Source organism: Streptomyces herbicida (assembly GCF_032656585.1).
GTDB lineage: Bacteria > Actinomycetota > Actinomycetes > Streptomycetales > Streptomycetaceae > Streptomyces > Streptomyces herbicida.
The window spans coordinates 147,917-174,836 of record NZ_JAUYWJ010000001.1 but is presented as its reverse complement, the minus strand read 5'-3'; the positions used below and the strand labels follow the sequence as shown (position 1 = coordinate 174,836).

Annotated in this window: 28 protein-coding genes and 1 pseudogene; 17 read left to right on the top strand and 12 right to left on the bottom strand. The window is 70.5% G+C overall.

The window, feature by feature from the left end:
- Positions 1-9 precede the first annotated feature (9 nt).
- The gene (locus Q8A52_RS00775; protein WP_316747625.1) at positions 10-474 is read left to right on the top strand and encodes a hypothetical protein; all 465 of its coding nucleotides are present in this window, start codon (positions 10-12) and stop codon (positions 472-474) included.
- Positions 475-628: 154 nt separating this feature from the next.
- Positions 629-3,292, top strand: coding sequence for an FG-GAP-like repeat-containing protein (locus Q8A52_RS00770; protein ID WP_316747624.1), 2,664 nt, complete (start codon positions 629-631; stop codon positions 3,290-3,292).
- 81 nt (positions 3,293-3,373) lie between these two features.
- On the opposite strand, the gene Q8A52_RS00765 is transcribed toward Q8A52_RS00770, so the two are convergent.
- Positions 3,374-3,769, bottom strand: a complete 396-nt coding sequence (locus tag Q8A52_RS00765; protein ID WP_316747621.1) for a hypothetical protein — start codon at positions 3,767-3,769, stop codon at positions 3,374-3,376.
- Between the two features lie 181 nt (positions 3,770-3,950).
- On the opposite strand from Q8A52_RS00765, the gene Q8A52_RS00760 reads away from it, so the two are divergent.
- Positions 3,951-4,445 (top strand): DUF1877 family protein, encoded by a 495-nt coding sequence (locus tag Q8A52_RS00760; RefSeq protein ID WP_316747620.1) that lies wholly within the window; start codon positions 3,951-3,953, stop codon positions 4,443-4,445.
- Between the two features lie 37 nt (positions 4,446-4,482).
- On the opposite strand, the gene Q8A52_RS00755 is transcribed toward Q8A52_RS00760, so the two are convergent.
- From Q8A52_RS00755 to Q8A52_RS00740, 4 genes are all read right to left on the bottom strand, one after another.
- Entirely contained in the window at positions 4,483-5,043 is a 561-nt protein-coding gene (locus tag Q8A52_RS00755) for a hypothetical protein (RefSeq protein ID WP_316747618.1), read from the bottom strand.
- A 76-nt stretch (positions 5,044-5,119) separates the two neighbouring features.
- Entirely contained in the window at positions 5,120-5,623 is a 504-nt protein-coding gene (locus Q8A52_RS00750; RefSeq protein WP_316747616.1) for a hypothetical protein, read from the bottom strand.
- A gap of 98 nt (positions 5,624-5,721) precedes the next feature.
- Positions 5,722-6,453 (bottom strand): DUF4328 domain-containing protein, encoded by a 732-nt coding sequence (locus Q8A52_RS00745; RefSeq protein ID WP_408649156.1) that lies wholly within the window; start codon positions 6,451-6,453, stop codon positions 5,722-5,724.
- Between the two features lie 143 nt (positions 6,454-6,596).
- On the bottom strand, positions 6,597-8,201 hold the full coding sequence (locus tag Q8A52_RS00740) for a beta-N-acetylhexosaminidase (RefSeq protein WP_408649165.1): 1,605 nt from the start codon (positions 8,199-8,201) through the stop codon (positions 6,597-6,599).
- A 208-nt stretch (positions 8,202-8,409) separates the two neighbouring features.
- Here Q8A52_RS00740 and Q8A52_RS00735 point away from each other — a divergent pair, with 208 nt between their 5' ends.
- The 11 genes and pseudogenes from Q8A52_RS00735 to Q8A52_RS00685 all read left to right on the top strand — a co-directional run.
- Complete coding sequence (locus Q8A52_RS00735; RefSeq protein WP_316747614.1) at positions 8,410-9,048, top strand: 2-oxo-4-hydroxy-4-carboxy-5-ureidoimidazoline decarboxylase; 639 nt, start codon at positions 8,410-8,412, stop codon at positions 9,046-9,048.
- Between the two features lie 194 nt (positions 9,049-9,242).
- Positions 9,243-9,623 (top strand): succinate dehydrogenase, cytochrome b556 subunit, encoded by a 381-nt coding sequence (gene sdhC / locus Q8A52_RS00730; RefSeq protein ID WP_316747612.1) that lies wholly within the window; start codon positions 9,243-9,245, stop codon positions 9,621-9,623.
- Between the two features lie 5 nt (positions 9,624-9,628).
- Positions 9,629-10,111, top strand: coding sequence for a succinate dehydrogenase hydrophobic membrane anchor subunit (locus tag Q8A52_RS00725; RefSeq protein WP_316747610.1), 483 nt, complete (start codon positions 9,629-9,631; stop codon positions 10,109-10,111).
- Between the two features lie 19 nt (positions 10,112-10,130).
- The gene (gene sdhA / locus Q8A52_RS00720; protein ID WP_316747608.1) at positions 10,131-11,885 is read left to right on the top strand and encodes a succinate dehydrogenase flavoprotein subunit; all 1,755 of its coding nucleotides are present in this window, start codon (positions 10,131-10,133) and stop codon (positions 11,883-11,885) included.
- The gene (locus Q8A52_RS00715; RefSeq protein WP_316747606.1) at positions 11,885-12,646 is read left to right on the top strand and encodes a succinate dehydrogenase iron-sulfur subunit; all 762 of its coding nucleotides are present in this window, start codon (positions 11,885-11,887) and stop codon (positions 12,644-12,646) included. Before sdhA ends, Q8A52_RS00715 begins: the two co-directional genes overlap by 1 nt.
- A 248-nt stretch (positions 12,647-12,894) precedes the next feature.
- On the top strand, positions 12,895-13,113 hold the full coding sequence (locus tag Q8A52_RS00710) for a hypothetical protein (protein ID WP_316747604.1): 219 nt from the start codon (positions 12,895-12,897) through the stop codon (positions 13,111-13,113).
- Positions 13,114-13,117: 4 nt separating this feature from the next.
- Positions 13,118-13,528, top strand: coding sequence for a VOC family protein (locus tag Q8A52_RS00705; protein WP_316747602.1), 411 nt, complete (start codon positions 13,118-13,120; stop codon positions 13,526-13,528).
- A 94-nt stretch (positions 13,529-13,622) separates the two neighbouring features.
- The gene (locus Q8A52_RS00700; protein ID WP_316747599.1) at positions 13,623-14,030 is read left to right on the top strand and encodes a hypothetical protein; all 408 of its coding nucleotides are present in this window, start codon (positions 13,623-13,625) and stop codon (positions 14,028-14,030) included.
- Entirely contained in the window at positions 14,027-14,521 is a 495-nt protein-coding gene (locus tag Q8A52_RS00695) for a thiol-disulfide oxidoreductase DCC family protein (protein ID WP_316747597.1), read from the top strand. Before Q8A52_RS00700 ends, Q8A52_RS00695 begins: the two co-directional genes overlap by 4 nt.
- 18 nt (positions 14,522-14,539) lie before the next feature.
- Positions 14,540-15,286, top strand: coding sequence for a TetR/AcrR family transcriptional regulator (locus Q8A52_RS00690; protein WP_316748717.1), 747 nt, complete (start codon positions 14,540-14,542; stop codon positions 15,284-15,286).
- A gap of 96 nt (positions 15,287-15,382) precedes the next feature.
- Positions 15,383-15,649, top strand: a pseudogene (locus Q8A52_RS00685) (Uma2 family endonuclease); the annotation flags it as partial.
- Here the strand turns inward: Q8A52_RS00685 and Q8A52_RS00680 are convergent.
- On the bottom strand, positions 15,642-18,059 hold the full coding sequence (locus Q8A52_RS00680; protein ID WP_316747595.1) for an MMPL family transporter: 2,418 nt from the start codon (positions 18,057-18,059) through the stop codon (positions 15,642-15,644). The pseudogene Q8A52_RS00685 and the gene Q8A52_RS00680 sit on opposite strands and share 8 nt — an antisense overlap.
- Positions 18,060-18,224: 165 nt before the next feature.
- Here Q8A52_RS00680 and Q8A52_RS00675 point away from each other — a divergent pair, with 165 nt between their 5' ends.
- Entirely contained in the window at positions 18,225-18,950 is a 726-nt protein-coding gene (locus tag Q8A52_RS00675) for a response regulator transcription factor (RefSeq protein WP_316747593.1), read from the top strand.
- Positions 18,947-20,401 (top strand): sensor histidine kinase, encoded by a 1,455-nt coding sequence (locus Q8A52_RS00670; RefSeq protein ID WP_316747591.1) that lies wholly within the window; start codon positions 18,947-18,949, stop codon positions 20,399-20,401. The genes Q8A52_RS00675 and Q8A52_RS00670 overlap by 4 nt, the downstream gene beginning before the upstream one ends.
- Before the next feature lie 30 nt (positions 20,402-20,431).
- Here Q8A52_RS00670 and Q8A52_RS00665 read toward each other — a convergent pair whose 3' ends face one another.
- The 4 genes from Q8A52_RS00665 to Q8A52_RS00650 all read right to left on the bottom strand — a co-directional run bounded on the left by Q8A52_RS00665 (position 20,432) and on the right by Q8A52_RS00650 (position 24,297).
- On the bottom strand, positions 20,432-20,863 hold the full coding sequence (locus tag Q8A52_RS00665; protein ID WP_316747589.1) for an ATP-binding protein: 432 nt from the start codon (positions 20,861-20,863) through the stop codon (positions 20,432-20,434).
- A gap of 102 nt (positions 20,864-20,965) precedes the next feature.
- Positions 20,966-22,522: an ABC transporter substrate-binding protein gene (locus Q8A52_RS00660; protein WP_316747587.1), complete on the bottom strand. Its 1,557-nt coding sequence runs from the start codon at positions 22,520-22,522 to the stop codon at positions 20,966-20,968.
- Positions 22,523-22,721: 199 nt separating this feature from the next.
- The gene (locus Q8A52_RS00655; protein ID WP_316747585.1) at positions 22,722-24,041 is read right to left on the bottom strand and encodes a metallophosphoesterase; all 1,320 of its coding nucleotides are present in this window, start codon (positions 24,039-24,041) and stop codon (positions 22,722-22,724) included.
- Positions 24,042-24,057: 16 nt separating this feature from the next.
- Positions 24,058-24,297 carry an SCO4848 family membrane protein gene (locus tag Q8A52_RS00650; protein ID WP_316747584.1) on the bottom strand — a complete coding sequence of 80 codons (240 nt, stop codon included), beginning with the start codon at positions 24,295-24,297 and terminating at the stop codon, positions 24,058-24,060.
- 91 nt (positions 24,298-24,388) lie between these two features.
- Between Q8A52_RS00650 and Q8A52_RS00645 the strand changes: the two genes are divergently transcribed.
- Positions 24,389-25,663: a D-alanyl-D-alanine carboxypeptidase family protein gene (locus Q8A52_RS00645; protein ID WP_316747582.1), complete on the top strand. Its 1,275-nt coding sequence runs from the start codon at positions 24,389-24,391 to the stop codon at positions 25,661-25,663.
- On the opposite strand, the gene Q8A52_RS00640 is transcribed toward Q8A52_RS00645, so the two are convergent.
- Together Q8A52_RS00640 and Q8A52_RS00635 are read right to left on the bottom strand one after the other, a co-directional pair.
- The gene (locus Q8A52_RS00640; RefSeq protein ID WP_316747579.1) at positions 25,608-26,519 is read right to left on the bottom strand and encodes a YihY/virulence factor BrkB family protein; all 912 of its coding nucleotides are present in this window, start codon (positions 26,517-26,519) and stop codon (positions 25,608-25,610) included. The genes Q8A52_RS00645 and Q8A52_RS00640 overlap by 56 nt on opposite strands.
- Positions 26,507-26,911 (bottom strand): GtrA family protein, encoded by a 405-nt coding sequence (locus tag Q8A52_RS00635; protein WP_316748715.1) that lies wholly within the window; start codon positions 26,909-26,911, stop codon positions 26,507-26,509. Before Q8A52_RS00635 ends, Q8A52_RS00640 begins: the two co-directional genes overlap by 13 nt.
- Positions 26,912-26,920 lie beyond the last annotated feature (9 nt).

The window sequence follows — 26,920 nt, the reverse complement described above, 5'->3', positions numbered from 1 at the left end:
ACCGCGCCCATGGCATCAACCGATACGGAATCGACCAGGGACTGGCGCTCTCTCACCGTCGCCGGGATCCTGATCGCCGCCTGCGGCGGGCTCGTGCTGTACGGCGTGCTCGACACGGCGGACAAGCCGGCCGAGCCGCATGTCCCGACCGCCGCCGTGACGTACGAGGTGACCGGCGACGGCACTGCCGACATCGCCTACCAGGGCCGCAGCGAGGCCGGGTCGGCCACCGTCGACCGTGCCGTCGCGCTGCCGTGGAAGAAGACCGTGGAGGTGCCGCTCGGGCGGTCGCCGCTGGTCTCGATCACGCTCGGCGAGAAGGGCGGGCGGGCCAGCTGCTCGCTCGCCGTACGCGGCAAGCACGTCCAGACCGCCTCCGCCTACGGGAAGTTCGGGCGCGCCACCTGCCAGGCCGAGGTCGGCTCACCGAGGCCGCAACAGGCGGCCGCCGCCGTGGGCCGGCCCCTCGGGTGACGTCCGGACCTTTCTTTGCGCTTTACAAGTACCGCCTGTGTGACAGGTGGTGTCATCGTGGTCATTTCTAGGGGTGGGGTAGTTGAGTCCTCGCAGGACGCGTGCGTACAGACCGCTCAGTCTCAAGCGGAGGGCGTGGCTGACACTCGGAGCCGTGGCCCTGGGCGGCGCGGGAGCCGTGACCTATGCGATCGCGGATCCCGGCGCGCAGAGCGACGGCAAGGGCGCGGGCCGCAGGGCGTCCGTGCACACGGTCAAGCTGGAGAGCCGCGGCGCGGGCCGCAAGGGCCTGGGCCGACAGGGCACCGACCGGTTCAGCGCGCTGCTGCTGACCTGGGACGACGCCCACGCGAACGCCAAGGGCAGGCCCGAGGTGCGCACCCGGGACGTGGAGACCGGCAAGTGGTCCAGCTGGCAGCGGCTGGCGGACGATCCGTTCCAGGCCGACGGAGTGGAGGCACAGCGGGCCGCCGGTGCAGTGCGCGGCGGTACGGCCTCGCTGTGGACCGGTGACTCCGACGGCGTCCAGGTGCGCCTGGTGAACGCCGACGGCACCGAGGCGGGCGGCCAGCCGGCCGGCATGGACGTCAGGCTGCTCGACCCGGGCACCGACCCGAAGGGCGCCACGGAGCCCGCGGCGTTCGCGGAGGAGACCACCGCACCGGCGACGGACTCCGCGGCACCGACTGACACCCCGGCGCCGACGGACTCTCCGCTGCCGACGGACTCCCCGGCCGAGACGGTCACGCCGAGCGACCCGCCGGTCCCGACGGACTCTCCGTCCGGCTCGCCTTCCGACTCGCCGTCGGCCTCCGTGTCCGACTCCGCCTCCGCGTCCGGCTCTTCGTCCGCCTCGCCGTCCCCGTCCAGCACGGTCCCGGCCCCGCGCCCCTCCACGGTCGCGAAGCCGCCGATCATCACGCAGGAGGAGTGGGGCGCCTCCACCGACTACAACGGCACACCCGAGTACGGCACCGAGATCAAGGCCGCCGTGATCCACCACACGGGCGTCGACAGCGACAACAAGCTGTCCTGCGCCGAGTCCCGCGCCCGTATGCGGACCATCCAGCAGGAGCACTTCGCCCGCGGCTACTTCGACGTCGGCTACAACTTCGTCGTGGACCGCTGCGGCCAGATCTTCGAGGGCCGCAGCGGCGGCGCCGATCTGCCGGTGATCGGCGCGCACGACATCGGGTTCAACACGAACACGGTCGGCATCTCGTACATCGGCAACTACATGAGCGCGCAGCCGTCCCGAGCCGCGCTCGACTCGATCGCACGCATCGTGGCCTGGAAGTTCGGGATGTACGGGGTCGACCCGACCGGCAAGGTGACGCTGACCTCCGGCAGCGCCGCGGGCGTCGACGGCAACAAGGTCGCGAAGGGCACGTCCATCACCCTGCCCCGCGTCTTCGGCCACCGGGACACCAACTCCACGGCCTGCCCCGGCGACAACCTCTACAAGAAGCTCCCCCTGATCGCCGCACTGGCCAAGACGCCGGGTGTCTCGCACGCCCTGCGCACCTCGGACTACAACCGGGACGGCATCACCGACCTGGTCGCCGGCACTCCCAAGGCGAACTCGGTGACCGTAGTACCGGGCGGCGTGGACGGGCCGGTCAAGGCGTCGAAGGTGACGCTCACCCAGAACAGCCCGGGTGTCCCCGGCTCCTCCGAGACCGGCGACGCCTTCGGCACCTCGACCTCCTGGGGCGACGTCAACGGCGACGGCTACGCCGACCTCGCGATCGGCGCGCCCGGCGAGGACGACACCAGCGGCAACGCGGACCGGGGCGCGGTGACGGTGCTGTACGGGCCCGGTCTCAACTCCGGTTTCACATACACCACGTCGGGTGTCACGGCGGCGGGCGCCAAGCTCGGCTCCACGGTCACGGTCGGCGACTTCAACGGCGACGGCAAGGCGGACGTGTTCTCGGCCGGCACCGGCAAGGGCGGCAACTGGAACGTCCGGCTGACCGGTGGCGCCACCACCTCCGGCTCCGTGACCACCGCCACGGGTTCGGTGGCCTACCTGGACGCCGCGACCGGTGACTTCAACCGGGACGGCTATGCCGACGTGGCCCTCAACTACCGTGACGCGGGCGGCATCGGGCGCGTGGTCCGGTTCGCCGGCTCGGCGACGGGTCTGACCAAGGCGGGGGTCATCTCCGTCAAGGGCGGCCGGTCGATCGCGGCCGGAGACGTCAACGGCAACGGCTACGACGACATCGTCATCGGCCAGCCGGTCGCGGGCGAGTCCGGCGGCAAGGCGGGCGGCCAGGTCACGATGGTCCCGGGCACGTCGACGGGCTTCACGACCACCGGCATGACCGTGGTCCACCAGGACACGACGGGCGTCCCGGAGACGGACGAGTCCGGTGACGCCTTCGGTACCGCCGTCTCGGTCGGCGACATCGACGGCGACGGCTACCAGGACGTCCTCGCGGGCGCCCCCGGCGAGGACCTCACCCGCGCGGGCGTGCAGCGCTCCAACGCGGGAGCCGCGTTCCTGGTCAAGGGCAGCGCCTCCGGTCTCACCGGCTCCGGCGCGGTCCTCGTCTCGCAGGACACTTCGGGGGTCCCCGGCAGCACCGAGACCGACGACCGGTTCGGCTCGTCGGTGTCCCTGACGGACCTGTCCGGGTACGGCCGCGCCGATCTGACGTTCGGTGTGGAGGGCGAGGACGCCGGTGACGGCATCCTGATGTACCTGCCGAGCAACAGCACGGGCCTCGGCTACACCCAGACGCTCGTCCTCAGCAGGTCGGTGCTGGGCACCCCGGCGGGGGCCCGGCTGGGCCAGACGCTGACGCCGTAAGGCTGTTCACCGATCGGCCGGGGTCCCGCGCTCAGCGGGGCCCCGGCCGTCTGTTTACGAGAGCCGTGCGGATGCGGTTCTTCAAAGCCGTGCGGACGCGGCCGTCGCGTCCCGGCACAGCAGTCGCAGCGACCCGTGCCCGTCGAAGCAGCGGCGGGCCTCGGCGATGGGGTCCCAGAGCCGGCCGTCGGGCGTACGGACCCAGTGGTCGCCGCCGGTCGCCCACCACTCGGCGCCGGTCTGCCGGACGATCACCTCACCGGCGTACGCGCCCAGACCGCGCAGCACGTTCTCCACGGCGGCGTAGGGCACGTCCTCGCGCCGGATGTCCTCGATCAGCCGGTCGACGCGCCACAGGCTCTGCGCCGAGTAGTCGAGCCGCACCCGCGCGCCCTCACGCATGGTCGCCACCGCGTCGGCCGCCCACCGCGCCGGCTTCGCCGCCGCATGCGGCCTGGTCTCCTGCTGTGTTCTCACATCCTCGACAGTCACATTCGGTAGAGCGAGGTCAGCGGTGTTTTCGTCACCCGGATCCGGGCCGTTTCCGCAACCGGTGCAGGACCGGCGCAGCACGCCCGCACAACGCCTACAGGATTCGCTCAGAATTCGGGTTTGCCTGGGAGTGATGCTTGCGGCCTCCCGTGCGCTCCATTCAGTGATGAGCACGTACTTCCATCTCCGCGCGATACCGGCCCCGGCGCTGCGCAACAGCGCCAACTGGCTGCGCAGGCTGTTCGAGGACGACTGGAACACGGTGCGGGTGCGGCTCGACCGGCACCGTGAAGAGATGCTGGACAAGCGCTATCTCGACCACGACCTCCTCTACGTCGGCGCGTCACTGCGCCATGACATGGAGGGTCCGGAGACCGACGTGGTGCTCGGCGGCCACCGCGTCTGTCACCCCGACCCCGCCCAGCCGCCGTTCCTGCTGCTCACCGCGGCGGAGGCGGACCGGGTCGCCGCATTCCTCGACTCGATCGACTTCGAGTCGCTGTGGCGTCTGGCCCGGCACGATCTCGTGCCGCGCGATGCCGATGCCGACACGGAGTCACAGATCCGGGCCGCCTTCGAGTCGGCGCACCGGGATCTGACGGCGTTCTACGCCCAGACGGCGCACTACGGCGAAGCGGTGGTGAAGTGGCTCGTCCGGTGAGGCGAGTGGTGCGGTGAGGCGGGCGGTGCGGTGAGCCTCAGGCCCGGCCGCGCGCCCGCCGTGACACGACCGCGCGCAGCACCCGCCGTCCCTCGACCGACACCTCCAGCGCCCGGCGCAGCCCGCCCGCGCCGTGCTCGGCGAGCAGCTCCAGGACGGTGACCTGGCGCCGCAGTTCGGCGGCGACCAGCGGCGACATGCCGTCCGTACGGCCCTCGCGGCGCTGGTCGACGGAGCCTGCACCGTCCTCGGCAGGGTCGAGGAGGCGGTGGATCTGGAGCGAGGCGACCGAGCAGGCGTCGGCCCAGACCCGTATCTCTGCGGCGTCGCGCACGGCCGGGGCGGCGGCCAGCATCCGGCGGGCGAGGAGCGCGGCCTCGTCCTCGCCGGGCTCGTCCGGGCCGGCCGAGTCGAGTGCGGCGCGTGCCTTGTCCAGGCACTCGCCCCAGTCGCCGCCGCCGTCCGTCAGGCTTGCCCACACCGGCCGAAGGACCTCGTCGTCGCCGCCCAGCAGGGGGACGCACCGATCCAAACAAGCCAACCCGCTGGCAGCCAGTCCGCGTTCGTCGGCCTGTGCGATCAGTTCCACCAGGCTCATCCACGCCTCCCTCGCCAGGGCGCCGACCTTTACGGAGCCCGCACTTCCCCTTACTGCGTGCGACGGGCCGGTAGTGTCACAGGGGCACCACGCCGAGCAGGTCTAGAAGGCGGAAGAAAAGGTTTTCGGCCAAGGGGTCGGGGTCGGCCGTCAGCACCTCGATCAGCGCCTCGGGGGTGACCGTGTGCCCGGCCTCGGCGGCCCAGGCGACCGCGCGTCCGGCGGCGTCGGCGGGTTCGAGGAAGTAGTCGTCCAGGGTGAGGCCCTCGCGCTCGGCGCCCAGGTACCCGGCCATCGCCGCCCGTGCCAGACAGGTCGTCCAGCCGCCGCTCTCCGGCGCGGCCGCCTCGACGACCGCACAGGCGCTGTCCATGACGTACCCGAAGAGCGCGGGCGCGCAGGTCTCTTCGGCCAGCGCGTTCATGTTCCCGATGTCGCCGCCGTCCCCCGCGTACTCCCACACCTGCCAGCCGCCGGGCGCGGACGCCCGCCGGGTCATGCCCTCGGCTCCGGACAGCGCGTCCAGTTCGCCGAGCGGCCGCTCGGCGCGGCCGACGACGAAGTAACCCCAGTGACCCATTGCTCGTCCCCCCACCGCTGCACGGTTCGGCTCGCGCCGAATACACCACAGCCGTACAAGGGTTCGCAGCCGTATGCGGTAATGCGCGCCGGGGGATGTCAGACCGCGGCGGGCACCGGTCCCGCGAGCCCCTTGTGGTGCTGCATCCGGGTCAGCCGCAGCACGACCAGGATGGCGAGCACGGCCGCCGTCATGTCGATCGCGTCGGAGAACAGCATCGTGCGGGTGGCGTCGCGCAGCTCCGCCGCGCCCTCGGCCCTGCGGTACCCGGTCAACGCGGCCCGGTCGGCGAAGAGCGAGATGATCCACAGCGTCCACCAGGCATTGACCAGCGCATGCGAGGCGGGCTTGCCCCACGGGCTGCTGGCATCCCAGATGTCGAGGGTGATCCGGCGCGGGTACCACAGGTTCACCACGGGGGTGAACCAGCCGCCGATGGCCCAGCCGCGCGACTTGGTGTGCCCGGACGCGTCGAACACCTCGGCGTTGACCCGCACCCGGTAGAACCAGCACAGGAAGACGACGATGCTGCCGATCAGCGCGGCCCCCTGGACGATGCCCGACGCGCCGTAGAGGGAGTCGGCGCGGTCGGCCCGCCGGACCACGTCGGAGCCGCTCGCGCCGCCCACGAGGTCACTCGCGACGTCGAGCTGCAGGAAGTCCGCCCAGATCGCGAACAGATCGGCGGCGATGACGAGCCCCAGCGCCACGGCGGCGGCCCGGCCGAGCACCACCGGCGAGCGCAGCCAGGCACCGGGCGCTCCGGCGTACGGCGGCATCGGCGCGGGCGGCTCGCCCGCGCACCGGGCGCAGAGGGTTCCGCCGGGCACGGCGGCGAAATGACGGCAGCGCGAACAGATCATTGGTCCCCCGAGGTGTGGTCGCGAATCCGGGCACGGCTCTCCCCGTGAGGCACATGCGCGGTATGCGGAAGATACGGTTCGAAAGACTCGTACGTCCACTCGATTGGGCGTCAGCCCAGCCGGTCCGCCAGCTTCTTGAACTCCGGCCAGGACAGGGCGGGTGTGCCCGGGTCCCACAGCTTCTGGGCGGTGGCCCGCAGCGGCATCCGGATGCCGGCGGCCACCTGGTCCTGCGTCTGGGCGTACGCGCGGTCGCTCCACACGGCGAAGGACCCGCCGAGTATCTGCCCGTCGTACCGGGCGGGCACGGCGGTGGTGCCGCGCAGCACGCGCGGGTTCCACTGCTCGTAGATCCGCTGTCCCGTGGGATAGACGAAGGTCTGCGGCTCCCCGAGGACGTAGTACAGGAACTCGTCGTTGTAGTTGAGGACCTGCCGTCCCGCGCTCAGGTACTCGACCGGCTGCCGGGCGCCGATCTCCTTGCCGGTCCAGTAGGCGACCTGGAGGTCCTTGGCGGGCTGGACGGACGTGCCCCGGAAGAAGCCGTCGTTCCAGACCCGGATCGTCCGCCGGTGGGCGCGGACCGTGTCGGCGCGGTCGCCCAGCCAGCCGGTGGTGAGGTCGGCGACGGTCCCGCCGGAGCCGTACGCCTTGCGCGCGGCCGCGGCCAGTTGCGGGTAGGAGGCCTGCGGGTCGGCGACCACGAGCGCCTGGTACTCGTCGCCGCCGAGGTGCCAGTAGGCGCCGGGGAACACGTCGGCGTACTCCTTGAGGAGGTCGTCGACGATCGCCGCGGACGCGTCCTTGGATATGTCGATCGCCCCGCGCGTCGGGACGCCCTGCGCGTTGCGCAGTTGCAGATCGGGATGGGCGGCGAGAACGGCGCCGAGGTGCCCCGGCGAGTCGATCTCGGGCACGACGGTGATGTGCCGGCCGGCGGCGAGGTCGACTATCCGCTTGACCTGGGCCTTGGTCAGATGGTCCGCGGAGACGATCTCGGGGTGGGTCGTGGACTCGATCCGGAACCCCTGGTCGTCGGAGAAGTGCAGTCCCAGCTGGTTGTACTTCAGGTCACCGAGCTCACGCACCCGGTCCTCGATCCAGGACGCGCTGTACGGCTTGCGGGCGATGTCCAGCATGAACCCGCGCTGCGGCTTGGCCGGCTGGTCGCGCACGACGCCCTCCGGGGCCGTACCGCCGCCGTGGACCTCCTGCTTGAGGGTGCGGGTGCCGTAAAAGACGCCCGCGTCGGCGGGGCCGGTTATGTTCACGCCCCCGCCGCGCACGGTCATGGTGTACGACTCCGGGTTCCCGCCCTTGTCGCCGCCGAGCGCCAGCCGTACGTCCCCCGGGCGTACGTCGTTCTTCTCGCCCGCGTACGAGAGGCCCAGCTCGCCCGCTATGAGCCGCCCCTCGTCGGCGAGCGCCGGATCACCCACCACCACACGCTCACCGCGCGCCGGTCGCCAGCCGGGGCCGTGTGCGGGGGTGTGGGAGCGGACGGCGGGGATCGTGCGGGGCGGCTGGGACAGGGGATAGGAGCGGGTGGGCGTCGGGCTGGCCGGGGCCGGGGCCTTGCCCGAGGTCGTCGCCGTGGTGCCCGAGGACTTCCGCGCCGCCCCCGCGGGTTCGCCGCCGTCGCCCCCGCCCGTGGAGGCCCAGACCCCGAGCCCCGTACCGAGGGCCACCGTGCCGACGAAGGCGGCGGCGGCCAACGCCCGCCTCCGTCTCACCTGCTGCGCCGACGCCCGGCGCCTGTGCTGGCTCACCTTGCCAACCTACGACTCCCCGGATGGCGATGCGTCCACCGCATGTTCCGAAACTCTCCCGTCCGAGTGAAATTCGGGCATCCTTCGGACACACCCTGACCGCTCTCGGTAACGTGGCGACACATCTTTCCCAGCATCCCCTGCCAAAACACATGTGACGCGAGGACCCACGCTGCCTGCGCACCGTCTCCCGTACCTCCCGGAGCAGACCCGCACCCCCACCTGCGCCGACCTCCTGGAGGGCTTCAACACCGCGCCCGTCGAAGAGGCCCACGCCGTCCTCCTCGCCTGCCTGCACAGCCTGCGCTGGGCACGGCGGGTCGCCGACCACCGCCCCTACCCCGACCTGGACTCCCTCCTGGCCGCGGCGGACGAGGCGGCGTACGACCTCGCTCCCGCGGACCTCTCGGAAGCGCTGGCCGGGGAGTCGTTGCCGGACCTTCCCGAGGACACGTACTCCGCCGCACATACGGCACTGAGTGCCGCACATGCCGCATACGAGGCGCGATTCGGACATGCGTTCGTCATCTATCTGGGTGACACTCCGCCCGAGGAAACCCTCGACCGCATCCTCGAAGGAATCCGATCACGATTGACAAACGATCGGGAGGAGGAGCGGGTCGTGGCGGCGGACGAACTCCGGCGCCTGGGAAGGGGACGTCTGGTCCATCACCTCAGGGGCGCGGCGCCGAATCGACCTGCGGCTCCGCCACGATGGGGGTCCCCCTTGTTCGAGCGAAGCCGAGAACGTGGGGGAACGACCAGCCACGACGGCTCGGCACACGGCAGATAACAGGACACCCCACCCCAGATGCCGCCCCGCCAATAGCCCGTCCGGTGCCAGTTTGATCACACGAGGTAGGCCCCCTGTCAGACGAGCGGCGGCACGTGGCTACGATGCTGGGGGCCGGTGGACCGTACCCGGCCGGGCCCGACCGACAACCGAAGCCGGCGCGGCCCTAGTCCCCGCTCCCGGAGGGTTCTTCCGTGCCGGCTGGAACGCTGTACCGCGGCCGGGAAGGAATGTGGTCCTGGGTGGCTCACCGAGTCACCGGCGTCCTCATCTTCTTCTTCCTGTTCGTTCATGTGCTGGACACCGCTCTCGTCCGTGTCTCCCCCGAGGACTACGACAAGGTCGTAGCCACGTACAAGACGCCGATCGTCGCGCTGCTGGAGTACGGCCTGGTGGCCGCCATTCTCTTCCACGCGCTCAACGGCCTGCGCGTCATCGCCGTCGACTTCTGGTCGAAGGGTCCGCGCTACCAGAAGCAGATGCTGTGGTCCGTGGTCGTCGTCTGGGTCGTCCTGATGGCCGGCGCGATCTACCCGGTCCTCGGCCACGCCGCTCGTGTTCTGTTCGGGAGCTGACGCCGATGTCCACCACTGAAACCACCGCGTCCGGGATCGGCCCCGTCGAGGGCGACGCCCTGTACGACGTCGACAACCCGGCCCCGCTCATCGAGGCTCCGCGCAAGCGCACCAAGAAGACCCCGCGGTCCACCCGCGGCAACTTCGAGATGGCCGCCTGGCTGTTCATGCGTCTGTCCGGCATCGTGCTGGTCGTCCTCGTCCTCGGCCACCTGCTGATCCAGCTCGTACTGGACGGCGGTGTCTCCAAGATCGGCTTCGCCTTCGTGGCCGGCCGCTGGGCGTCCCCGTTCTGGCAGGTCTGGGACCTCCTGATGCTCTGGCTCGCGATGCTGCACGGTGCCAACGGCCTGCGCACGGTCATCAACGACTACGCGGAGCGCGCGAACACCCGGCTGTGGCTCAAGGGCCTGCTCTACACCGCCACGGTGTTCACCATCCTGCTGGGCACGCTGGTGATCTTCACCTTCGACCCGAACATCCGCTAGGCACGGGGCTGCGAGAATCATGAAGATCCACAAGTACGACACCGTCATCGTCGGCGCCGGCGGCGCCGGCATGCGCGCGGCCATCGAGTCGACGAAGCGCAGCCGCACCGCGGTCCTGACCAAGCTCTACCCCACCCGCTCCCACACGGGCGCCGCGCAGGGCGGTATGGCCGCCGCGCTGGCCAACGTGGAGGAGGACAACTGGGAGTGGCACACCTTCGACACGGTCAAGGGCGGTGACTACCTGGTCGACCAGGACGCCGCCGAGATCCTGGCGAAGGAGGCCATCGACGCCGTCCTCGACCTGGAGAAGATGGGCCTGCCGTTCAACCGCACCCCGAACGGCACCATCGACCAGCGCCGCTTCGGCGGACACTCCCGCAACCACGGCGAGGCGCCGGTCCGCCGGTCCTGCTACGCCGCGGACCGCACCGGCCACATGATCCTCCAGACGCTGTACCAGAACTGCGTCAAGGAGGGCGTGGAGTTCTTCAACGAGTTCTACGTCCTGGACCAGCTGATCACCGAGGTCGACGGCGTCAAGAAGTCGGCCGGCGTGGTGGCCTACGAGCTCGCCACCGGTGAGATCCACGTCTTCCAGGCGAAGGCGGTCATCTACGCCTCCGGCGGCACGGGCAAGTTCTTCAAGGTGACGTCGAACGCCCACACGCTGACCGGTGACGGCCAGGCCGCCGTCTACCGCCGCGGTCTGCCGCTGGAGGACATGGAGTTCTTCCAGTTCCACCCGACCGGCATCTGGCGCATGGGCATCCTGCTGACGGAGGGCGCCCGTGGTGAGGGCGGCATCCTCCGCAACAAGGACGGTGAGCGCTTCATGGAGAAGTACGCGCCGGTGATGAAGGACCTGGCGTCGCGTGACGTCGTGTCCCGCTCCATCTACACGGAGATCCGCGAGGGCCGCGGCTGCGGTCCCGAGGGCGACCACGTCTACCTCGACCTCACCCACCTCCCGCCGGAGCAGCTGGACGCCAAGCTCCCGGACATCACCGAGTTCGCGCGCACCTACCTCGGCATCGAGCCGTACACGGACCCGATCCCGATCCAGCCGACCGCGCACTACGCGATGGGCGGCATCCCGACGAACGTCGAGGGTGAGGTCCTGTCGGACAACACCACGGTCGTCCCGGGCCTGTACGCGGCCGGCGAGGTCGCCTGTGTGTCGGTGCACGGCGCCAACCGTCTCGGCACGAACTCCCTGCTGGACATCAACGTGTTCGGCCGCCGCGCGGGCATCGCCGCCGCCGAGTACTCCCAGAAGGCGGACTACGTCGAGCTGCCGGAGAACCCGGAGGCCTTCGTCGTCGAGCAGATCGAGCAGCTGCGCAACTCCACCGGCAACGAGCGGGTCGCCCAGATCCGTCGCGAGCTGCAGGAGACCATGGACGCCAACGTCATGGTGTTCCGCACCGAGCAGACGATCAAGACCGCGGTCGAGAAGATCGCCGAGCTGCGTGAGCGCTACAAGAACGTGGCGATCCAGGACAAGGGCAAGCGGTTCAACACGGACCTCCTGGAGGCGATCGAGCTGGGCAACCTGCTCGAGCTGGCCGAGGTCATGGCGGTGTCGGCCCTGGCCCGCAAGGAGTCCCGCGGCGGTCACTACCGCGAGGACTACCCGAACCGCGACGACGTCAACTTCATGCGCCACACCATGGCGTACCGCGAGGTGGGCGACGACGGCACCGAGTCCGTCCGTCTCGACTACAAGCCGGTCGTCCAGACCCGCTACCAGCCGATGGAGCGTAAGTACTGATGGCAACTCCTGTTCTGGACAAGGTGGAGGCGGAGGCCCCGGTCTCTCCCTACATCACGGTCACGTTCCGGGTCCGCCGGTTCAACCCGGAGGTCTCGGCCGAGGCGGCCTGGGAAGACTTCCAGCTGGAAATCGACCCGAAGGAGCGTGTCCTCGACGGTCTGCACAAGATCAAGTGGGACGTCGACGGCACCCTGACCTTCCGTCGTTCCTGCGCCCACGGCATCTGCGGCTCGGACGCGATGCGGATCAATGGCAAGAACCGTCTTGCCTGCAAGACGCTGATCAAGGACATCAACCCCGAGAAGCCGATCACGATCGAGCCCATCAAGGGCCTCACGGTCCTCAAGGACCTGGTCGTGGACATGGAGCCGTTCTTCCAGGCGTACCGGGACGTGATGCCCTTCCTCATCACGAAGGACACGAACGAGCCGACGCGCGAGCGGCTGCAGTCGGCGGAGGACCGCGAGCGCTTCGACGACACGACGAAGTGCATCCTCTGCGCCGCCTGCACGTCCTCCTGCCCGGTCTTCTGGAACGACGGCCAGTACTTCGGCCCGGCGGCCATCGTCAACGCGCACCGCTTCATCTTCGACTCGCGTGACGAGGCCGGCGAGCAGCGCCTGGAGATCCTCAACGACCGTGACGGCGTGTGGCGCTGCCGCACGACCTTCAACTGCACGGACGCCTGCCCGCGCGGCATCGAGGTCACGAAGGCGATCGCCGAGGTGAAGAAGGCGCTCATCACGCGCCGCTTCTGAGCTCCGCTCCCCTACGGCGAGGTGGGCCCCGTCTCCGGTTTCACACCGGGACGGGGCCCGCTCGCGTTCCCGGGCCGAGCCCGGGTTCGGACTTCAAGGGGACGGATGCCTCAGTTGGACGGCGTACACGTCCGAGCCCTGCGCGCCGAGGACGCGGCGGCCGTGGGTGGGACCTGAACGCCTGGCCCGAGGGCCCGGAAGCGGGTCTCGGGGAGATCTACCAGAAGCACGCGTATCTCACGCTGTCGGTGAGCTCCCGGGACCGGTACCAGTGCGAGCGCTCCCCCGACCACAGCGTCCTCGCGCATCTGCGCGGAGAACGCACCCTGGACCGGGTGCGTCGGCTCGCCGCGCAGGTGGGCGGTCGCTTCACCGGCCGGACCGAGCTCGCCCCTCTCCGACACCGCCGGGCGGGTGACCTCCGCGGTCTGTCCGCGTGGGGGCCCGGTGCGCCGTACCTAATCTGATGGCATGTCAGATGACGAGTCGTACGAGCTGCTCGGGTTCGACAACGTACTGCTCCCCGTCGGGGACCTCGGGGAGGCCGTCGGCTTCTACGAGCGCGCCGGGTTCGGTGTCGCGTTCCGGTTCGACGAGGGCGGGATCGCACTGCTGAAGGTCGGGGGCGAGACACCCGGGATTCTGCTGCGGGCCGAGGAGGAGCTGGGGTACCGGCAGCCCACATGGCCCTCGCCGCGTGTCTGGCTGGAGGTGCCGGACGCGCGTGTCGCGGCACGCAAGCTCACCGAGCGCGGCGTCGCCCTGCTCGACGAACCCTTCCCCGTGGCGACCGGATGGACGGTCGAGATCGCCGACCCCTGGGGCAACGTCCTCGGGTTCGCGGACTACTCCAAGCGCCCGGAGCTCGGCAGACGCCCCTGAAGCGGGGCTCGCCGCCATTGAGTTGAACACGTTCAAAAACAGGTCTACAGTCATCCCTGTCAGCGTTTTGAACGCGTTCAAGAAGGGGTGGGGCATGGACCGCACCGTCATCGCCTACGTCATCTACCTGGCCGTCAGCATCGCGCTGACCGTCTGGGTGGCCCGCACGCTCAGCCGCAACGGACGGATCTTCCTCTCCGATGTACTGCACGGGAACGAGCAGCTCGCCGACGCGGTCAACCACCTCCTGGTGGTCGGCTTCTACCTGGTCAACCTCGGGTTCGTGGCGCTGTACCTGAGCGGTGACGAGACGATCGAGGACACCCGCGGCATCTTCGAGGCCCTGTCGACCAAGCTCGGCGTGGTGCTGCTCGTGCTCGGTGTGATGCACCTGGGCAATGTGTACGTGCTGAGCCGGATCCGGCGGCGCGGAGTACTGGACCGGGAGCAGGTGCCGCCCGTCGCGCCGCAGGGCTGGGCCGCCCCGGGCACCGGGGTGTGAGCGCCGTGACGGCCACCGCAGACCGGGGCGCCGCGCGCGTCCCGGTCCACGGGCTCACCGTGCTGTACGACGCCGACTGCTCCCTGTGCGCCCATGTGCGCGACTGGCTCGTGAAGCAGCGGCAGTTGGTGCCGCTGGAGCTGGTCCCCGCGGGGTCGCAGGAGGCCCGGCGCCGCTTTCCCGGGCTCGACCACCGCGCCACCCTCGACGAGGTCACCGTCGTCGGGGACGCCGGGCAGGTCTACCGGGGCGCCGCCGCCTGGATCGTCGTCCTGTGGGCCCTGCGCGAGTACCGCCCGCTCGCCCACCGGCTCAGCACCACGGTCGGCACCGGTCTCGCCAAGGGCGCGGTGCTGGCCGCGGCCAAGTGGCGGAGCGCGCAGTGGGGCGGGAAGGTCTACCGGCGGGAGGACGGCTGGTCGTACGACCCCCGCCAGGGGTGGACGTACGCTCCTCCCGGGTGCGACGGCGGTGCCTGCGCCAGTCGTTAGGCTCTGAGTGTGCCCGCGATGAACGAGTCCGGCCGGCCCGGTGAGGCCGACGCCCCCAGCAAGTCCGAGCAGACCCGCGCGCTGATCCTGGAGACCGCGATGCGGCTGTTCCAGGAGCGCGGCTACGACAAGACGACGATGCGGGCCATCGCCAAGGAGGCCGGGGTCTCCGTCGGCAACGCGTACTACTACTTCGAGGGCAAGGAGCACCTGATCCAGGGCTTCTACGACCGGATCGCCGCCGAGCACCGGGTGGCGGTCCGGGAGGTCCTGGCCCGGGAGACCGACCTGGAGGCGCGGCTCGCGGGCGTGCTGAAGGCGTGGCTGGACGTCGCGCGGCCGTACCACGAGTTCGCGGTGCAGTTCTTCAAGAACGCCGCCGATCCGGACAGCCCGCTCAGCCCCTTCTCCACGGAGAGCGAGCACGCGCGCGTGGAGGCGATCAGCGTCCACAAGGAGGTGCTGCGCGGGGCGAAGACCAAGGTGCCGGAGGAACTGCGGGAGGTCCTGCCCGAGCTGATGTGGCTCTCCCAGATGGGGCTCGTCCTGTACTGGATCTTCGACCGCACGGAGGGCCGCGAGCGCAGCTACCGCCTGGCGGCGCGGGGGGCACGGCTCACCGCGCGAGGGGTGTCACTGGCCCGGTTCCGGGTGCTGCGGCCGCTGGTGCACGAGGTGCACGAGCTGTTCACGGACTTCCTGCCGGGGATGACGCGGGCGCTGCCGGACCCTGCGGGCAAGGGGCGGCGGGGCGGGGCGGAGTGATCGCTTTCGGGTGAAGCGGCTCGTTTGGAACCCCTGGCACTGGCCCAACCTGCAAGGTTCTTCTCGTGCCCGCCGATGCCACGCCGCTTACTGCCACTCGTCCTCGAAGTCACATCCGCCTACTGGATGACCGACCTCCACATCAAGGACTCTGTATACGCGGAGGCAAAGATCCCCGCCTACGTCATCGTCGACCGCGAGCATCAGTGCTTCCACGTCCGCACCGGCCCTTCCGGGGACGAGTACGCCCATCATCGCGTACACGCCCCCGGCGAGCTCGTCACCCTTCCGGACTCCGTCGGCGCCAAGGTCACCCTCGACGTGGACCGGATCCTCAAGGCCGGTCAGCTGAAGGCTAATTGACCGCGTCCACCTCCCCCTCCGCCAATTCCACGTCGAACACCACCGGCCCGTCCGCCACCGCCACATGCCTGGCCCGGGAGCCGTGCGAGCCCGCCGTCACCGCCAGCACATAGGATCCCGGCGCCGGTACCGACACGATGTACGAGCCGTCGGCCAGGGACGTCACCCGGTCCAGTTGGCGGCCGCCCTTCGAGAGCAGGGTCACCACGGCGTTCTCGACGGGGCCGCCGTCCGCCGTGCGGACGAAGCCGTGGACCACCGAGGCGGGGCCGCTCTCCTGTTCAGCCGGTTCCCCGACCTCCTCCTTCGGCTCCACCGCCAGATGCGGCAGCCGCTTCTCCAGCCACCCGGGCAGCCACCAGTTCGCGCCGCCCAGCAGATGCATCGCCGCCGGCACCAGCGCCGTACGCAGGATGAACGCGTCCAGGGCCACCGCGACCGCAAGGCCCACGCCCGCCGTCGCCGCGCCCGAGTCTCCGCTGAGGACGAACGCCAGGAAGACGCAGACCATGATCAGTGCCGCGGAGTTGATGACGCGGCTGGTCTCGGCCAGACCGACACGCACCGCGCGCGCGTTGTCCTTCGTGTGGACCCACTCCTCGTGCATCCGGCTCACCAGGAACACCTGGTAGTCCATCGACAGGCCGAAGAGCAGGGACAGCATGATGACCGGCAGGAAGGCGTTGATCGGGCCCTCCTTGCCGAGGCCGAGCAGATCCAGGCCCCAGCCCCACTGGAAGATCGCGACGAGGACGCCGAAGGAGGCCGCCGCCGCGATCAGGTTCATCACCGCGGCGGTCAGCGGCACCACCAGGGAGCGGAAGGCGATCAGGAGGAGCAGGAAGCCCAGGCCGACGATGGTCGCGATGAAGAGCGGGAGGCGGTCGCCGGTGACCGTCGCGAAGTCCTTCGACACCGCCGTCACACCGCCCACGTGCGCCTGCACGCCCGCCTTCGGGATCACCTGGTCGCGCAGGACGTCGATCAGCTCGTCCGTCTGCTTCGACTGGGGCGAGGTCGTCGGGACCACCTGGATGACCGTGACGCCCTTCGCGGGCGGCAGCGGCGCCACCCGGGCCACCCCGGACGTCGCCTCGAGGTCCTTCACCAGGGTCGTCGTGTCGCCGCCGGACGTCACCACCTGCAGCGGGCCGTTGAAGCCGGGGCCGAAGCCCTCCGCGAGCAGGTCGTACGCCTTCCTCGTGGTCGTCGACGCGTCGTCGTTGCCCTGGTCCGTCGCGCCGAGCCGCAGCGCCAGCACCGGGAGGGCGAGCGCGGCCATGAGGACCACGGCGAGCGCGGCGATCGTACGCGGGCGCTTCTGGACGCCCGCCGACCAGCGCGCCGCGAGTCCGCTCGCCCGCTCCTGCTCGGGGCCCTGTGCGGCGAGCCGGCGGCGCTGACGGCGGCTGAGCACCCGGGGCCCGAGGAAGCCGAGCAGGGCCGGCAGGAGCGTGGTCGCCGCCAGGACGCTCAGCACCACCGTGAGGGAGGTGCCTATCACCACGCCGTCCAGGAAGCGCAGATTCGTCACCAGCATTCCGGCGAGCGCTATGCACACCGTGCCGCCCGCGAACAGCACCGCGCGGCCGGAGGTGTTGAGGGCGGTGACCGCCGACTGCTCGGGGTCCACGCCGCGCAGGATGCCGCGCCGGTGCCGGGTGACGATGAACAGCGCGTAGTCGATGCCGACGCCGAGGCCGATCAGGGTGGCGAGCAGCGGGGCCAGATCGGGGATGTCGGTGGCGTGGCTGAGCAGTTGGGTGGAGAAAAGGCCCGTGCCCACGCCGAAGACGGCCACGCCGATCGGCAGCAGCATCGCGAAGAGCGAGCCGAAGGCCAGGAACAGCACTACGGCGGCGGCCACGATGCCGACCATCTCCGCCAGGCCCGTCGGCGGCTCCTGCACCCGCTGGATCGCCTGGCCGCCGAGCTCCACCTGGAGACCGCCGCGTTCGGCGGCCTGTGCGGTGTCGACGACGTCCTGGACCAGGTCCTTGGGTACGGCGTTCGCCCGGTCCGTGAACGTGATCTGTGCGTACGCGATCCGTCCGTCACGGCTGACCTGCGCCGCGCCGCGGGGGCCGGAGTAGGGGCCGGTGACGTCGCCGACGCCCTTCATCCCCGCGATCTTCTCCAGCGCCGGCTGGATCCGGGACCGTACGTCCTGGTCCTTCACCGAGCCCGAGTCGACCTTCCACACCACCGTGTCGGTGTCGCCCGAGCTGTCCGGGAACGCCTTCTCCATCAGGTCGTACGCGCGCTTGGAGTCCGTGTCGGGAAGAGAGAAGACGTTCGCGTAGTCCGTCCCCGCCGTCGACGCCGAGTATCCCAGGCCGAACAGCGCCCCCACCCACACCAACAGGACCGCCAGCCGGTGCCGATAGCACCACCGTGCCCATGCCTCCACGTTCAAAGCTCCTTGATCGTCCGGTTCGTTCGGTCGGTCCCCCAGGTCCTGGGCAACAGGATCGGGGGCGCCACTCGCGTGTGGACATGGGACCGGCTCGACTCTCAAGGAACTCCAAAGCTGTGACCGGCCCCCGTTGTCGGTGGGCGTACGGATACTTGGGGCATGACGGCTCCAGGAACCGTGCTGGTCGTGGAGGACGAGCCGAGCATCTCGGACGTCCTCGCCATCGCCCTGCGCTACCACCGCTTCGAGGTGATGACGGCGGGCACCGTCCGCGAGGCCCTCGCGCTCGCCGAGCGCACCCGGCCCGACGCCGCGCTGCTCGACGTCATGCTGCCGGACGGGGACGGCCGCGCCCTGGGGCGCGAGCTGCGCGCCCGGCAGCCCGAGCTGGCTCTCGTCTTCCTCACCGCGCGCGACTCGCCCGCCGAGATAGTCGGCGCCCTCGCCTTCGGCGACGACTACATCACCAAGCCGTTCGACATCGACGTGGTCGTCGCCCGGATCGCCGCCGTGCTGCGCCGCACCCTCCCCCGAGCTCTCGACCCCGCCCGGGCAGGGGGCACCCCCATGGCCGACGTCATCCCGCAGCAGCCGCCGCTGCGCTACGGCGACCTGGAGCTGGACGAGACGACGTACTCGGTGCACCGCGCGGGCCGCACGGTCGAGCTGACCCCCACCGAGTACGCGCTGCTGCGGTTCCTGGTGCGCAACGGCGGCCGGATCGTGCCCAAGGAGCAACTCCTGCGCCACGTCTGGCAGTACGAGCACACCCCGGCCGAGTCGACCGTCGTCGAGACCTACATCAGCTATCTGCGGCGCAAGCTGGACACCCTGGGGCCCCCGGTGATCACCACCCGGCGGGGTGTCGGATACGGGCTGGCATGAGGCTCCCCCGGTTCCAACGGCCCCACGGGGTCCACTCCCTGCGCGGCAAGATGACCCTGGCGAACGTCGCGCTGCTCGCCGTCGGCATCATCGCGGCGACCGCGGTCAGCCTGATGGGGATGCGCCACTATCTGGTCGGCCAGGTGGACTCCGAGATGGTCAAGATGCGTGACTCGCTGGGCGGTTCGCGGCTCACCCTGCGCCAGATCGACTCGCTGAGCGTGCTCGGCGTGGTCCGCGACCGGATCGCGCCCACCGGGTCGGACGAGCAGCCGGCCCCGGACTCGATCTTCACCGCGGTCGACGGCCGGGGCGAGGCCATGACGCTCTTCGACATCAAACCCACCCTCGCCCAGCGCGGCCTCGCGGAGGCGGTGGACGATCCGCGGGCCCTCGCAGCGGACCCCGACCCGCACGATGTCACGGTGCACGGCGCCGCGTACCGTGTGACGGCGATCCGGCTCGCGGACGGTCACTACATCCTGCTCGCCACCTCCACCGACGCCCTGCACAAGGGCATAGCCAAGGCCCTGAAGCTCGACTTCGCCGTCGGCACCCTGCTGCTCGCGCTGCTGGGCTGTCTGACGATGTTCAGCGTCCGGCGGCGGCTGCGGCCCCTGGAGGACATGGTGGAAACTTCGTCGGCCATAGCCGAGGGCGACCTCACCCGGCGGGTGCCCTCCAGCCACCATCCGACCCAGGAGGTCGAGCAGCTGCGGGTCGCGCTCAACTCCATGCTGCACCAGGTGGAGTCGGCGTACCGGACGCGCGAGCGCAGTGCGGCCCAGCTGCGCCGGTTCGTCGCCGACGCCTCGCACGAGCTGCGCACCCCGCTGTCGGCGATACGCGGCTACCTCCAGCTCTACGACAAGGGCATGCTGACCGAGCCGGACGAGCGCAGACGTGCCTGGGACCGGGTGAACGCCGAGGCGGACCGCATGGGGCGGCTGGTCGACGAGCTGCTCACCCTCGCCCGCCTCGACCAGCGGCCCGAACTGCGCCTGCGGAACGTGGACCTGAGCCGCCTGGTGCGGGACGCGGCCGAGGACCTGCGGGTGCAGCAGCCGGACCGTCCGGTCACCGTGGCCGCCGACGGTTCCCTGCTGGTGCGGGCGGACGAGTCGGGGCTGCGGCAGGTGCTGGGCAATCTGGTGGCCAACGTGCGCATCCACACGCCCGCCGACGTGCCGGTGCGGCTGGGCGTGGAGCGGGAGGACGGGGTCGTCCGGGTGTGCGTCGCGGACGAGGGTCCGGGGCTGGCCGAGGAGGACGCGGCGCGGGTCTTCGACCGCTTCTTCCGTGCGGGCGGCGGCGCGGGCAGCGGGCTGGGCCTGGCGATCGTGCAGGGCGTCGTACAGGCGCACGGTGGCGAGGTCGCGGTGCTGACGGCTCCCGGGCAGGGTCTGGCGGTGACGGTGACCCTGCCGACCCGGGTGACCGGGGAACCGTGAGGCCGTAGGTCCCGGCCCGGGTCCACGGCTTCAGGTGTCGGCCACCACCAGCGCCCACACCGTCTTGCCGTGTCTGCCCCGGCTCCACACCCCCCAGGCTGCCGCGATGCTCTCCACGAGGTGCAGTCCGCGGCCCGTCTCGGCCCGGTCGCCCACCACCCGCAGCCGGGGCTCGAGGCGGCCCTCGTCGGAGACCTCTATCAGGCAGGAGCCGTCCGCGAGCGCCGTCACCGCGACCTCGAACTCCCGCTCGAGGTGGGGGTCCCCCCGGCTCGAAGAGCTTGGGGGAGGGCCGTGGCGTACGACGTTGGTGGCCAGCTCGGACACCAGCAGCACCGCGTCCTGCACCGCCGGGTCACCGGGACCGTGACCCCAGTCGGCCAGATGGTCCCGGACCCGGTGCCGGGCGAGTCCGACGGAAGCCGGATGCCGGGGCAGCCGGAAGGAGTTGCGTCTCAGCACATCTGCTCCTCACCCCATGCGCACCTCCGTCACAGGGTGCCGCCTCAGGTGTCTGCTCCGCGCCGTTCGGCCGTATGTTGCTGCGCACGCGACCGGATCGCGTCAGATCCAGGTCAGCCGCCACAGCCGGAACACACCGGTGCCGTCGGAGAGGTACTGGCCGCCGCCGACGTCCTCGCTGCTGACGACGTACTCCTTGCGCTGCCACAGCGGTATCAGCGGCACGTCGGCGGCCACGTCCGCCTGCAGGTTGCGGAAGTCCTGCGAGACGAGGCTGCGATCGGCGTACGTCTGGCTGTTCACGATGAGGTTGTCGACCAGCTTGTTGCTGTAGCCGGTGTGCATGGTGGAGCCGGTGCCGACCAGCGGGGCTGCGAAGGTGTCCGGGTCCGGGTAGTCGGCGACCCAGCCGACCGCGTACGCGTCGAGCTTGCCGGCCGCCCAGCGCTTCTGGAAGCCGGTCCACTCGTAACCCTGGACGTCCACTTTGAACAGGCCGCCGGCCTCCAGCTGCTGCTTCAGCTCCGCGGCCTCCTCCGCGCCCGCGCCGCGTCCCTTGCCGTAGCCGAAGGTGAAACGGACCGGGAGCTTGACGCCGGCCTCGATGAGCAGGGCCTTGGCCTTCGCGGTGCTCTGCTTCGGGTAGTCGTCGAAGAACGAGGTGGTGTGGCCGGTGATGCCGGTCGGGATCAGCGAGTACAGGGGGTCTACCGTGCCGTCGTACACCTTGGCGGCCAGCTGCTCGCGGTCGATCAGCCAGGCCATGGCCCGGCGGACGGCCACCTCGTGCAGCGGGGAGCCCGCGCGGGTGTTGAGGTAGAGGTTGCGGGTCTCGGAGCTGTCGGACTCCGTGACACGCTGGTCGGGGTCGCTCGCCGAGAGCCGGGACAGGACCTCCGGCGGCAGCGTCCGCGTGGCGACATTGACCTCCTTGGCCTTCCAGGCGCTGTTCAGCTTGGCCGAGTCGGCGTAGTAGCGCAGCCGGACGGGGCGGCCGGTGCCGCCGATGTCGCCCTTGTAGTGGGTGTTCGGCGTGAGGTCGGCCTGCCGGTCCTTGGTGTACCCGGTCAGCGTGTAGGGGCCGGTGCCGTCCGCCTCGGCGCCCCTGCGCAGGGCGTCGGCCGGGTATCTGGTCCGGTCGACGATCGAGCCGGCGCCGGTGGCCACCTTGAACGGGAAGGTGGCGTCCGCCGACGACAGATGGAAGGTGACCGTGTTGCCTTCGGCGCTCACCGAGTCGAGCGTGGACAGCAGGGACGCCGGGCCGACATCGGAATTGATCTTCTTCACCCGGTCGAAGGAGTACTTCACGTCCTCGCCGGTCACCGCGCGCCCGCTCGGGAACGTGAGCCCCTCGCGCAGCCTGCACTGATACGTCTGGAGTCCGGTCCCCACGAATGCGCAGCTCTGCGCCGCGTCGGGCACCGGCTCGACGCCGCCCGGTTCGAAGGTCAGCAACGACTGGAAGACGTTGCTGAACAAGGCCCAGGAACCGGCGTCGTAGGCACCGGCCGGGTCGAGCGATGTGACGGCGTCCGTGGTGCCTACCGTGATGGTTCTGCCGGCGTTCCCCTGCGACGGCAACAGCTGCCAGCCGCCCAGTCCCACGGCCGCAAGCACGAGAAGCGTCGCGAGAATCCGCATGCGAACAGATCGCATGGTGGTGCCCTCCCCAGGACCCAGCCCGGCCCTACCCAAGGCCAGCACAAAATGCCACTCCCCTTAGTGGCGCGGCTCACCTAATCACACGTGTTTCAACCGGGGGAAGAACAATCTGACGAGATGAGAAAGAACTTACCGGGCGCTTGTTTCCTGCGAATTTCACAGCGTCTTCACAGTCACGTCGCGCGCATGCGGGTCATGCCTGCCTCGACGCCAGTTCGATCACAGTGATGTCCGACGGCGCGCCGACCCGGGTCGGTGGCCCCCAGGCGCCCGCTCCCCGGGACACGTACAACTGCGTGTCGCCGTAGCGGTCCAGGCCCGCGACGGTCGGGTTGGCGGCGGCCGCGACGAAGTTGCCGGGCCAGAGCTGCCCGCCGTGGGTGTGGCCGGAGAGCTGGAGGTCCACGTGGTGCTTCACGGCCTCGTGGATCTGGACCGGCTGATGGGCCAGCAGGACGACGGCGCGTGAGGTGTCGCGGTCTCCGAGCGCCCTGGCGAAGTCGGGGCCCCGGCCCTCGCTCTCCCCCGCCAGGTCGTTGACGCCGGCCAGGTCGAAGGCGGGCAGTTCGGTGCGGGCGTTCTCCAGCGGGTGCAGCCCGAGCCGCCGCACCTCCTCGACCCACTGCTCGGCGCCGGAGAAGTACTCGTGGTTCCCGGTGACGAAGTACGCCCCGTGCCGCGCGCTCAGCCGGGCCAGCTCGGCGGCCGCCGGGCCGAGGTCCTTCACGCTTCCGTCGACGAGATCGCCGACGACCGCGATCAGGTCGGGCTGGGTCGCGTTGATCGTGTCGACGACCTTCTGCGCGAAGCCCCGGCCGAGGACGGGGCCCAGGTGGATGTCGCTGACGACGGCGATCCTGAATCCGTGCGCGGACCGCGGGAGTTTGGCCAGCGGGACCGTGACGTGCTTCACGCTCGGGCCGCGCAGCACGCCGTACGTCCCGTATCCGACGGTCGCGACGGCGGCGGTCGCGGCGGCTCCGCCCACGACGCGCGAGACGAAGAGGCGGCGGGTGAAGTCGGAGGGTTCGGGGGCGGAGCTCCCGGGAGTGGTCCCGGCGGCGGGCCCGGCGGCCTGGGGCGGGGTCGCCGAAGGGGCGTTCGTCTCGCCGAGGGCCGTGCCCTCGGCCGACGCGGCGACGCTCGCGGTCTCGGGCTCCGGTGCTTCGGCCGCGGGTGCCCGTGCGGGTGCTCGCTTCTCCATGAGCCGTCGCAGCAGTGGCCGTACGGCCTCTCCGGCCACCACCGCCAGCATCAGGTAGAGCCACAGCGCCATCCACAGGAAGCCGGGCCAGGCCAGGGTGCGCTGGAGCCAGAAGGGGGCGCCGGAGCGCTCGGCCACCAGCGCTGTGATCATCAGCGTCGGACCGGCGACGAAGACACCCGTGCCCACGCGGCGGGCCGGCCCCGCGCCGCGGGTCGTGTCGCGGACCAGACGGCGCCAGAGGTACCGGTGCAGCCCGGCCACGACGGCCAGGACGGCCAGGGCGACCAGGACGAAGACGATGACCAAGCTGCCGTATCCCCCGCTATGACGTCCGGCGCAGTGCGCGCAGTCCGCGCAACCCGATGACCCCGATGACCGTCCCCAATACAAAGGAAACGACAGCCAGCAGCAGGTGCACCCAGAAGTAGGCCGTCGGGTGGCCGTCGTCGAACGCGAGTCCGCTGCTGTCCTTGATCAGATTCTTGACGAAAGTGACCCAGATGACCCAGCTCCACACCCCGAAGGCGAGCAGGAACCAGGAGACCGGGCGGCTGAGCTTCATGCCACCAGTATCGCCGCCGGCCGTCCGGATCCGCGCCCGGGGTGGGAGGGCGCGCGGGACTTCGCGACTCGCTGCAGGTACGTTCTCGACCGTGCCCGCACCCAAGAAGACCGGCAAGCGATCCTTGCTGGTCGCTTCCGCCACCTTGCTGTCCCTTTCGCTCACCGTGCCCGCCGCCCTCGCGGCCCCGAGCCCGTCGACGAGCCCGTCCGCCACTCCCCCGGCGCACATGTCGTCGGTCGGCGGTGCCCGCCTCGGCCGGGCCGGTACCCAGGTCAACCTGGCCGACGGCGTCCCCGTGCTGCCCAAGGACCTCACCGCGCGCTCCTGGATCGTCGCCGACGCCGAGTCCGGCGAGGTGCTCGCCGCGCACAACGCGCACTGGCAACTGCCCCCGGCGAGCACCCTGAAGATGCTGTTCGCCGACACGGTCCTGCCGAGGTTCCCCAAGTCGACGAAGCACAAGGTGGTGCCGTCCGACATGGCGGGCATCGGCGCCGGTTCCAGCATGGTCGGGATAAAGGAGAACGAGACCTACACGGTCCACGACCTGTGGCTCGGCGTCTTCCTGCGCTCCGGCAACGACGCCGTGCACGTGCTGTCCGCGATGAACGGCGGCGTCGAGCAGACCGTGCAGGACATGCAGGCGCACGCCGAGGAACTGCAGGCGCTCGACACGCACGTGATCAGCCCCGACGGCTACGACGCGAAGGGACAGGTCTCGTCGGCGTACGACCTGACGCTGTTCGCCCGTTCGGGGCTGCAGAAGAAGGACTTCCGCGAGTACTGCTCGACCGTGCGGGCGGCGTTCCCGGGCGGGACGACCAAGAAGAAGGGCAAGTCCGTCCGCGAGTCCTTCGAGATCCAGAACACCAACCGGCTGCTCAGCGGAGACAGTGACATCCCGGTCTACCAGGGCATCGCCGGTGTGAAGAACGGCAACACCACCAACGCGGGCGCGACCTTCACCGGAGTCGCCGAGCGCAACGGCCGGGTGCTGCTGGTCACCGTCATGAAGCCGGAGAAGAACGAGCACAACGAGGTCTACAAGGAGACCGCCAAGCTCTTCGACTGGGGCTTCAAAGCGGCCGGCAAGGTCACGCCGGTGGGCGCGCTGGTGGCCCCGAAGAGCGCCGTGCAGTCCAGCGCCAAGCCGGGCGCCACGGCCTCCTCCGGTGAGACGGGCGGTGCCGGGAGCGGCGGTTCGTCCTCGAAGTCGGTGGCGAGCGCCTCCTCCGGGAGCGGCGTCGGCGTCGCGCTGGCGATCACCGCCGGCCTGCTGGCGCTGCTGGCGGGCGGGGTGTTCCTGGTCAACCGCCGGTGGCCGCTGCCGGATCTGGTGCGCCGCCGGTCGTCTCGTCCGTGAGCTCCGTCTCCTCGCTCTCCGTCGCCGTCCAGGCGGCGGAGAACAGGACCAGCTTCGAGGTGAAGTTGATCCACAGCAGCAGGGCCACGGGGACACCGAAAGCGCCGTACATGCTCTTCGTGGCGACGCCCTGGATATAGCCGCTGAGCAGCAGTTTCAGGAGCTCGAAGCCGACCGCGCCGATCAGCGCCGCGACGAGCAGGCGGCGGCGCGGCGGCTCGACGCCGGGCAGCAGGGTCAGGACGTAGAGCAGCAGCAGGAAGTCGGCGAGGACGGCGACGGCGAACGCGGCGGTCCGCAGCAGGACGCTGCCCCAGCTCGCGCGGTCGATGCCGAGCTGGTCGCTGATCCAGCCCACCATGGCGGAGGCGACGGTGGAGACGGCGAGGGTGGTCAGCACCGCGCCGCCGAAGCCGACCAGGACCCCCGCGTCCTTGGCCTTGCGCAGCAAGGGGTTCTCCTCGCTGTCCGGCAGTTCCCACACCGCGCGCAGGCAGTCGCGCATCTGGCCGACCCAGCCGATGCCGGTCAGCAGCAGAAAGGCGCCGGCGATGAGTCCGACCGTGCCGGCGTTCTGGACCAGGGCGTGGATGTCGAGCTGGTCGGAGATGCCCGGCACCTGATCGGCGATCTTGTTCTGGAGATCCCGCTGCTGCGACTCGCTCAGGGTGGCGGCGGCGATCGTGGCGGCCACGGTCAGCAGCGGGAACAGCGCGATGAAGCTGATGAAGGTCATCGCGGCGGCCAGCCGGGTCCACTTCACCCGGTCCAGGCGCTCGTACGACCGCCACGCGTGCGTGGCCGTCAGGCGCGTGACGAGCGGCCCGATTACGGGAAGTTTCTTCAGCCAGTCCATGATCCGACTCTGCCCTCGTTGCGGAACACCAATGTCCGAGTACCCCAGAACCGCAGGACAGTGGCGAGCGCCATGCCGATTCCCGCCCCGGAGACGGTGTCGGCGCGCTGCGAGGTGAGGCCGAGGCCGTAGTGGCTGATGGCGAGGCACAGGAGCTGGACCAGGGCGCCCGCGATGTTCACGGCGACGAAGACGGCGTACGGGCGCACGCCCTGCGGCTGTGTGTGCCGGTACGTGCCGAGCGCGTTGCCGGTGTACGCGACCGTGCAGCCCGCGACGAAGGACAGGGACTTGGCGGTGAGCGGGTCCAGGGCGACCGGGCCGCGCAGACCGGTGAAGAGGGCGAGGTCGGTGACGTAGGCGAGGAGCCCCACGGTGGCGAAACCCAGCATCTCGGCCCG

Coding starts and splice junctions, on each gene's coding strand:
- Q8A52_RS00690 (WP_316748717.1), top strand. CDS start 14,540: ATGAACGAGTCCGGCCGGCCCGGTGAGGCCGACGCCCCCAGCAAGTCC.
- Q8A52_RS00715 (WP_316747606.1), top strand. CDS start 11,885: ATGGCAACTCCTGTTCTGGACAAGGTGGAGGCGGAGGCCCCGGTCTCT.
- Q8A52_RS00670 (WP_316747591.1), top strand. CDS start 18,947: ATGAGGCTCCCCCGGTTCCAACGGCCCCACGGGGTCCACTCCCTGCGC.
- Q8A52_RS00635 (WP_316748715.1), bottom strand. CDS start 26,911: ATGCTGGGTTTCGCCACCGTGGGGCTCCTCGCCTACGTCACCGACCTC.
- Q8A52_RS00700 (WP_316747599.1), top strand. CDS start 13,623: ATGGACCGCACCGTCATCGCCTACGTCATCTACCTGGCCGTCAGCATC.
- Q8A52_RS00725 (WP_316747610.1), top strand. CDS start 9,629: ATGTCCACCACTGAAACCACCGCGTCCGGGATCGGCCCCGTCGAGGGC.
- Q8A52_RS00775 (WP_316747625.1), top strand. CDS start 10: ATGGCATCAACCGATACGGAATCGACCAGGGACTGGCGCTCTCTCACC.
- Q8A52_RS00755 (WP_316747618.1), bottom strand. CDS start 5,043: ATGAGCCTGGTGGAACTGATCGCACAGGCCGACGAACGCGGACTGGCT.
- Q8A52_RS00660 (WP_316747587.1), bottom strand. CDS start 22,522: ATGCGATCTGTTCGCATGCGGATTCTCGCGACGCTTCTCGTGCTTGCG.
- Q8A52_RS00640 (WP_316747579.1), bottom strand. CDS start 26,519: ATGGACTGGCTGAAGAAACTTCCCGTAATCGGGCCGCTCGTCACGCGC.
- Q8A52_RS00705 (WP_316747602.1), top strand. CDS start 13,118: ATGTCAGATGACGAGTCGTACGAGCTGCTCGGGTTCGACAACGTACTG.
- Q8A52_RS00750 (WP_316747616.1), bottom strand. CDS start 5,623: ATGGGTCACTGGGGTTACTTCGTCGTCGGCCGCGCCGAGCGGCCGCTC.
- sdhA (WP_316747608.1), top strand. CDS start 10,131: ATGAAGATCCACAAGTACGACACCGTCATCGTCGGCGCCGGCGGCGCC.
- Q8A52_RS00650 (WP_316747584.1), bottom strand. CDS start 24,297: ATGAAGCTCAGCCGCCCGGTCTCCTGGTTCCTGCTCGCCTTCGGGGTG.
- Q8A52_RS00760 (WP_316747620.1), top strand. CDS start 3,951: ATGAGCACGTACTTCCATCTCCGCGCGATACCGGCCCCGGCGCTGCGC.
- Q8A52_RS00675 (WP_316747593.1), top strand. CDS start 18,225: ATGACGGCTCCAGGAACCGTGCTGGTCGTGGAGGACGAGCCGAGCATC.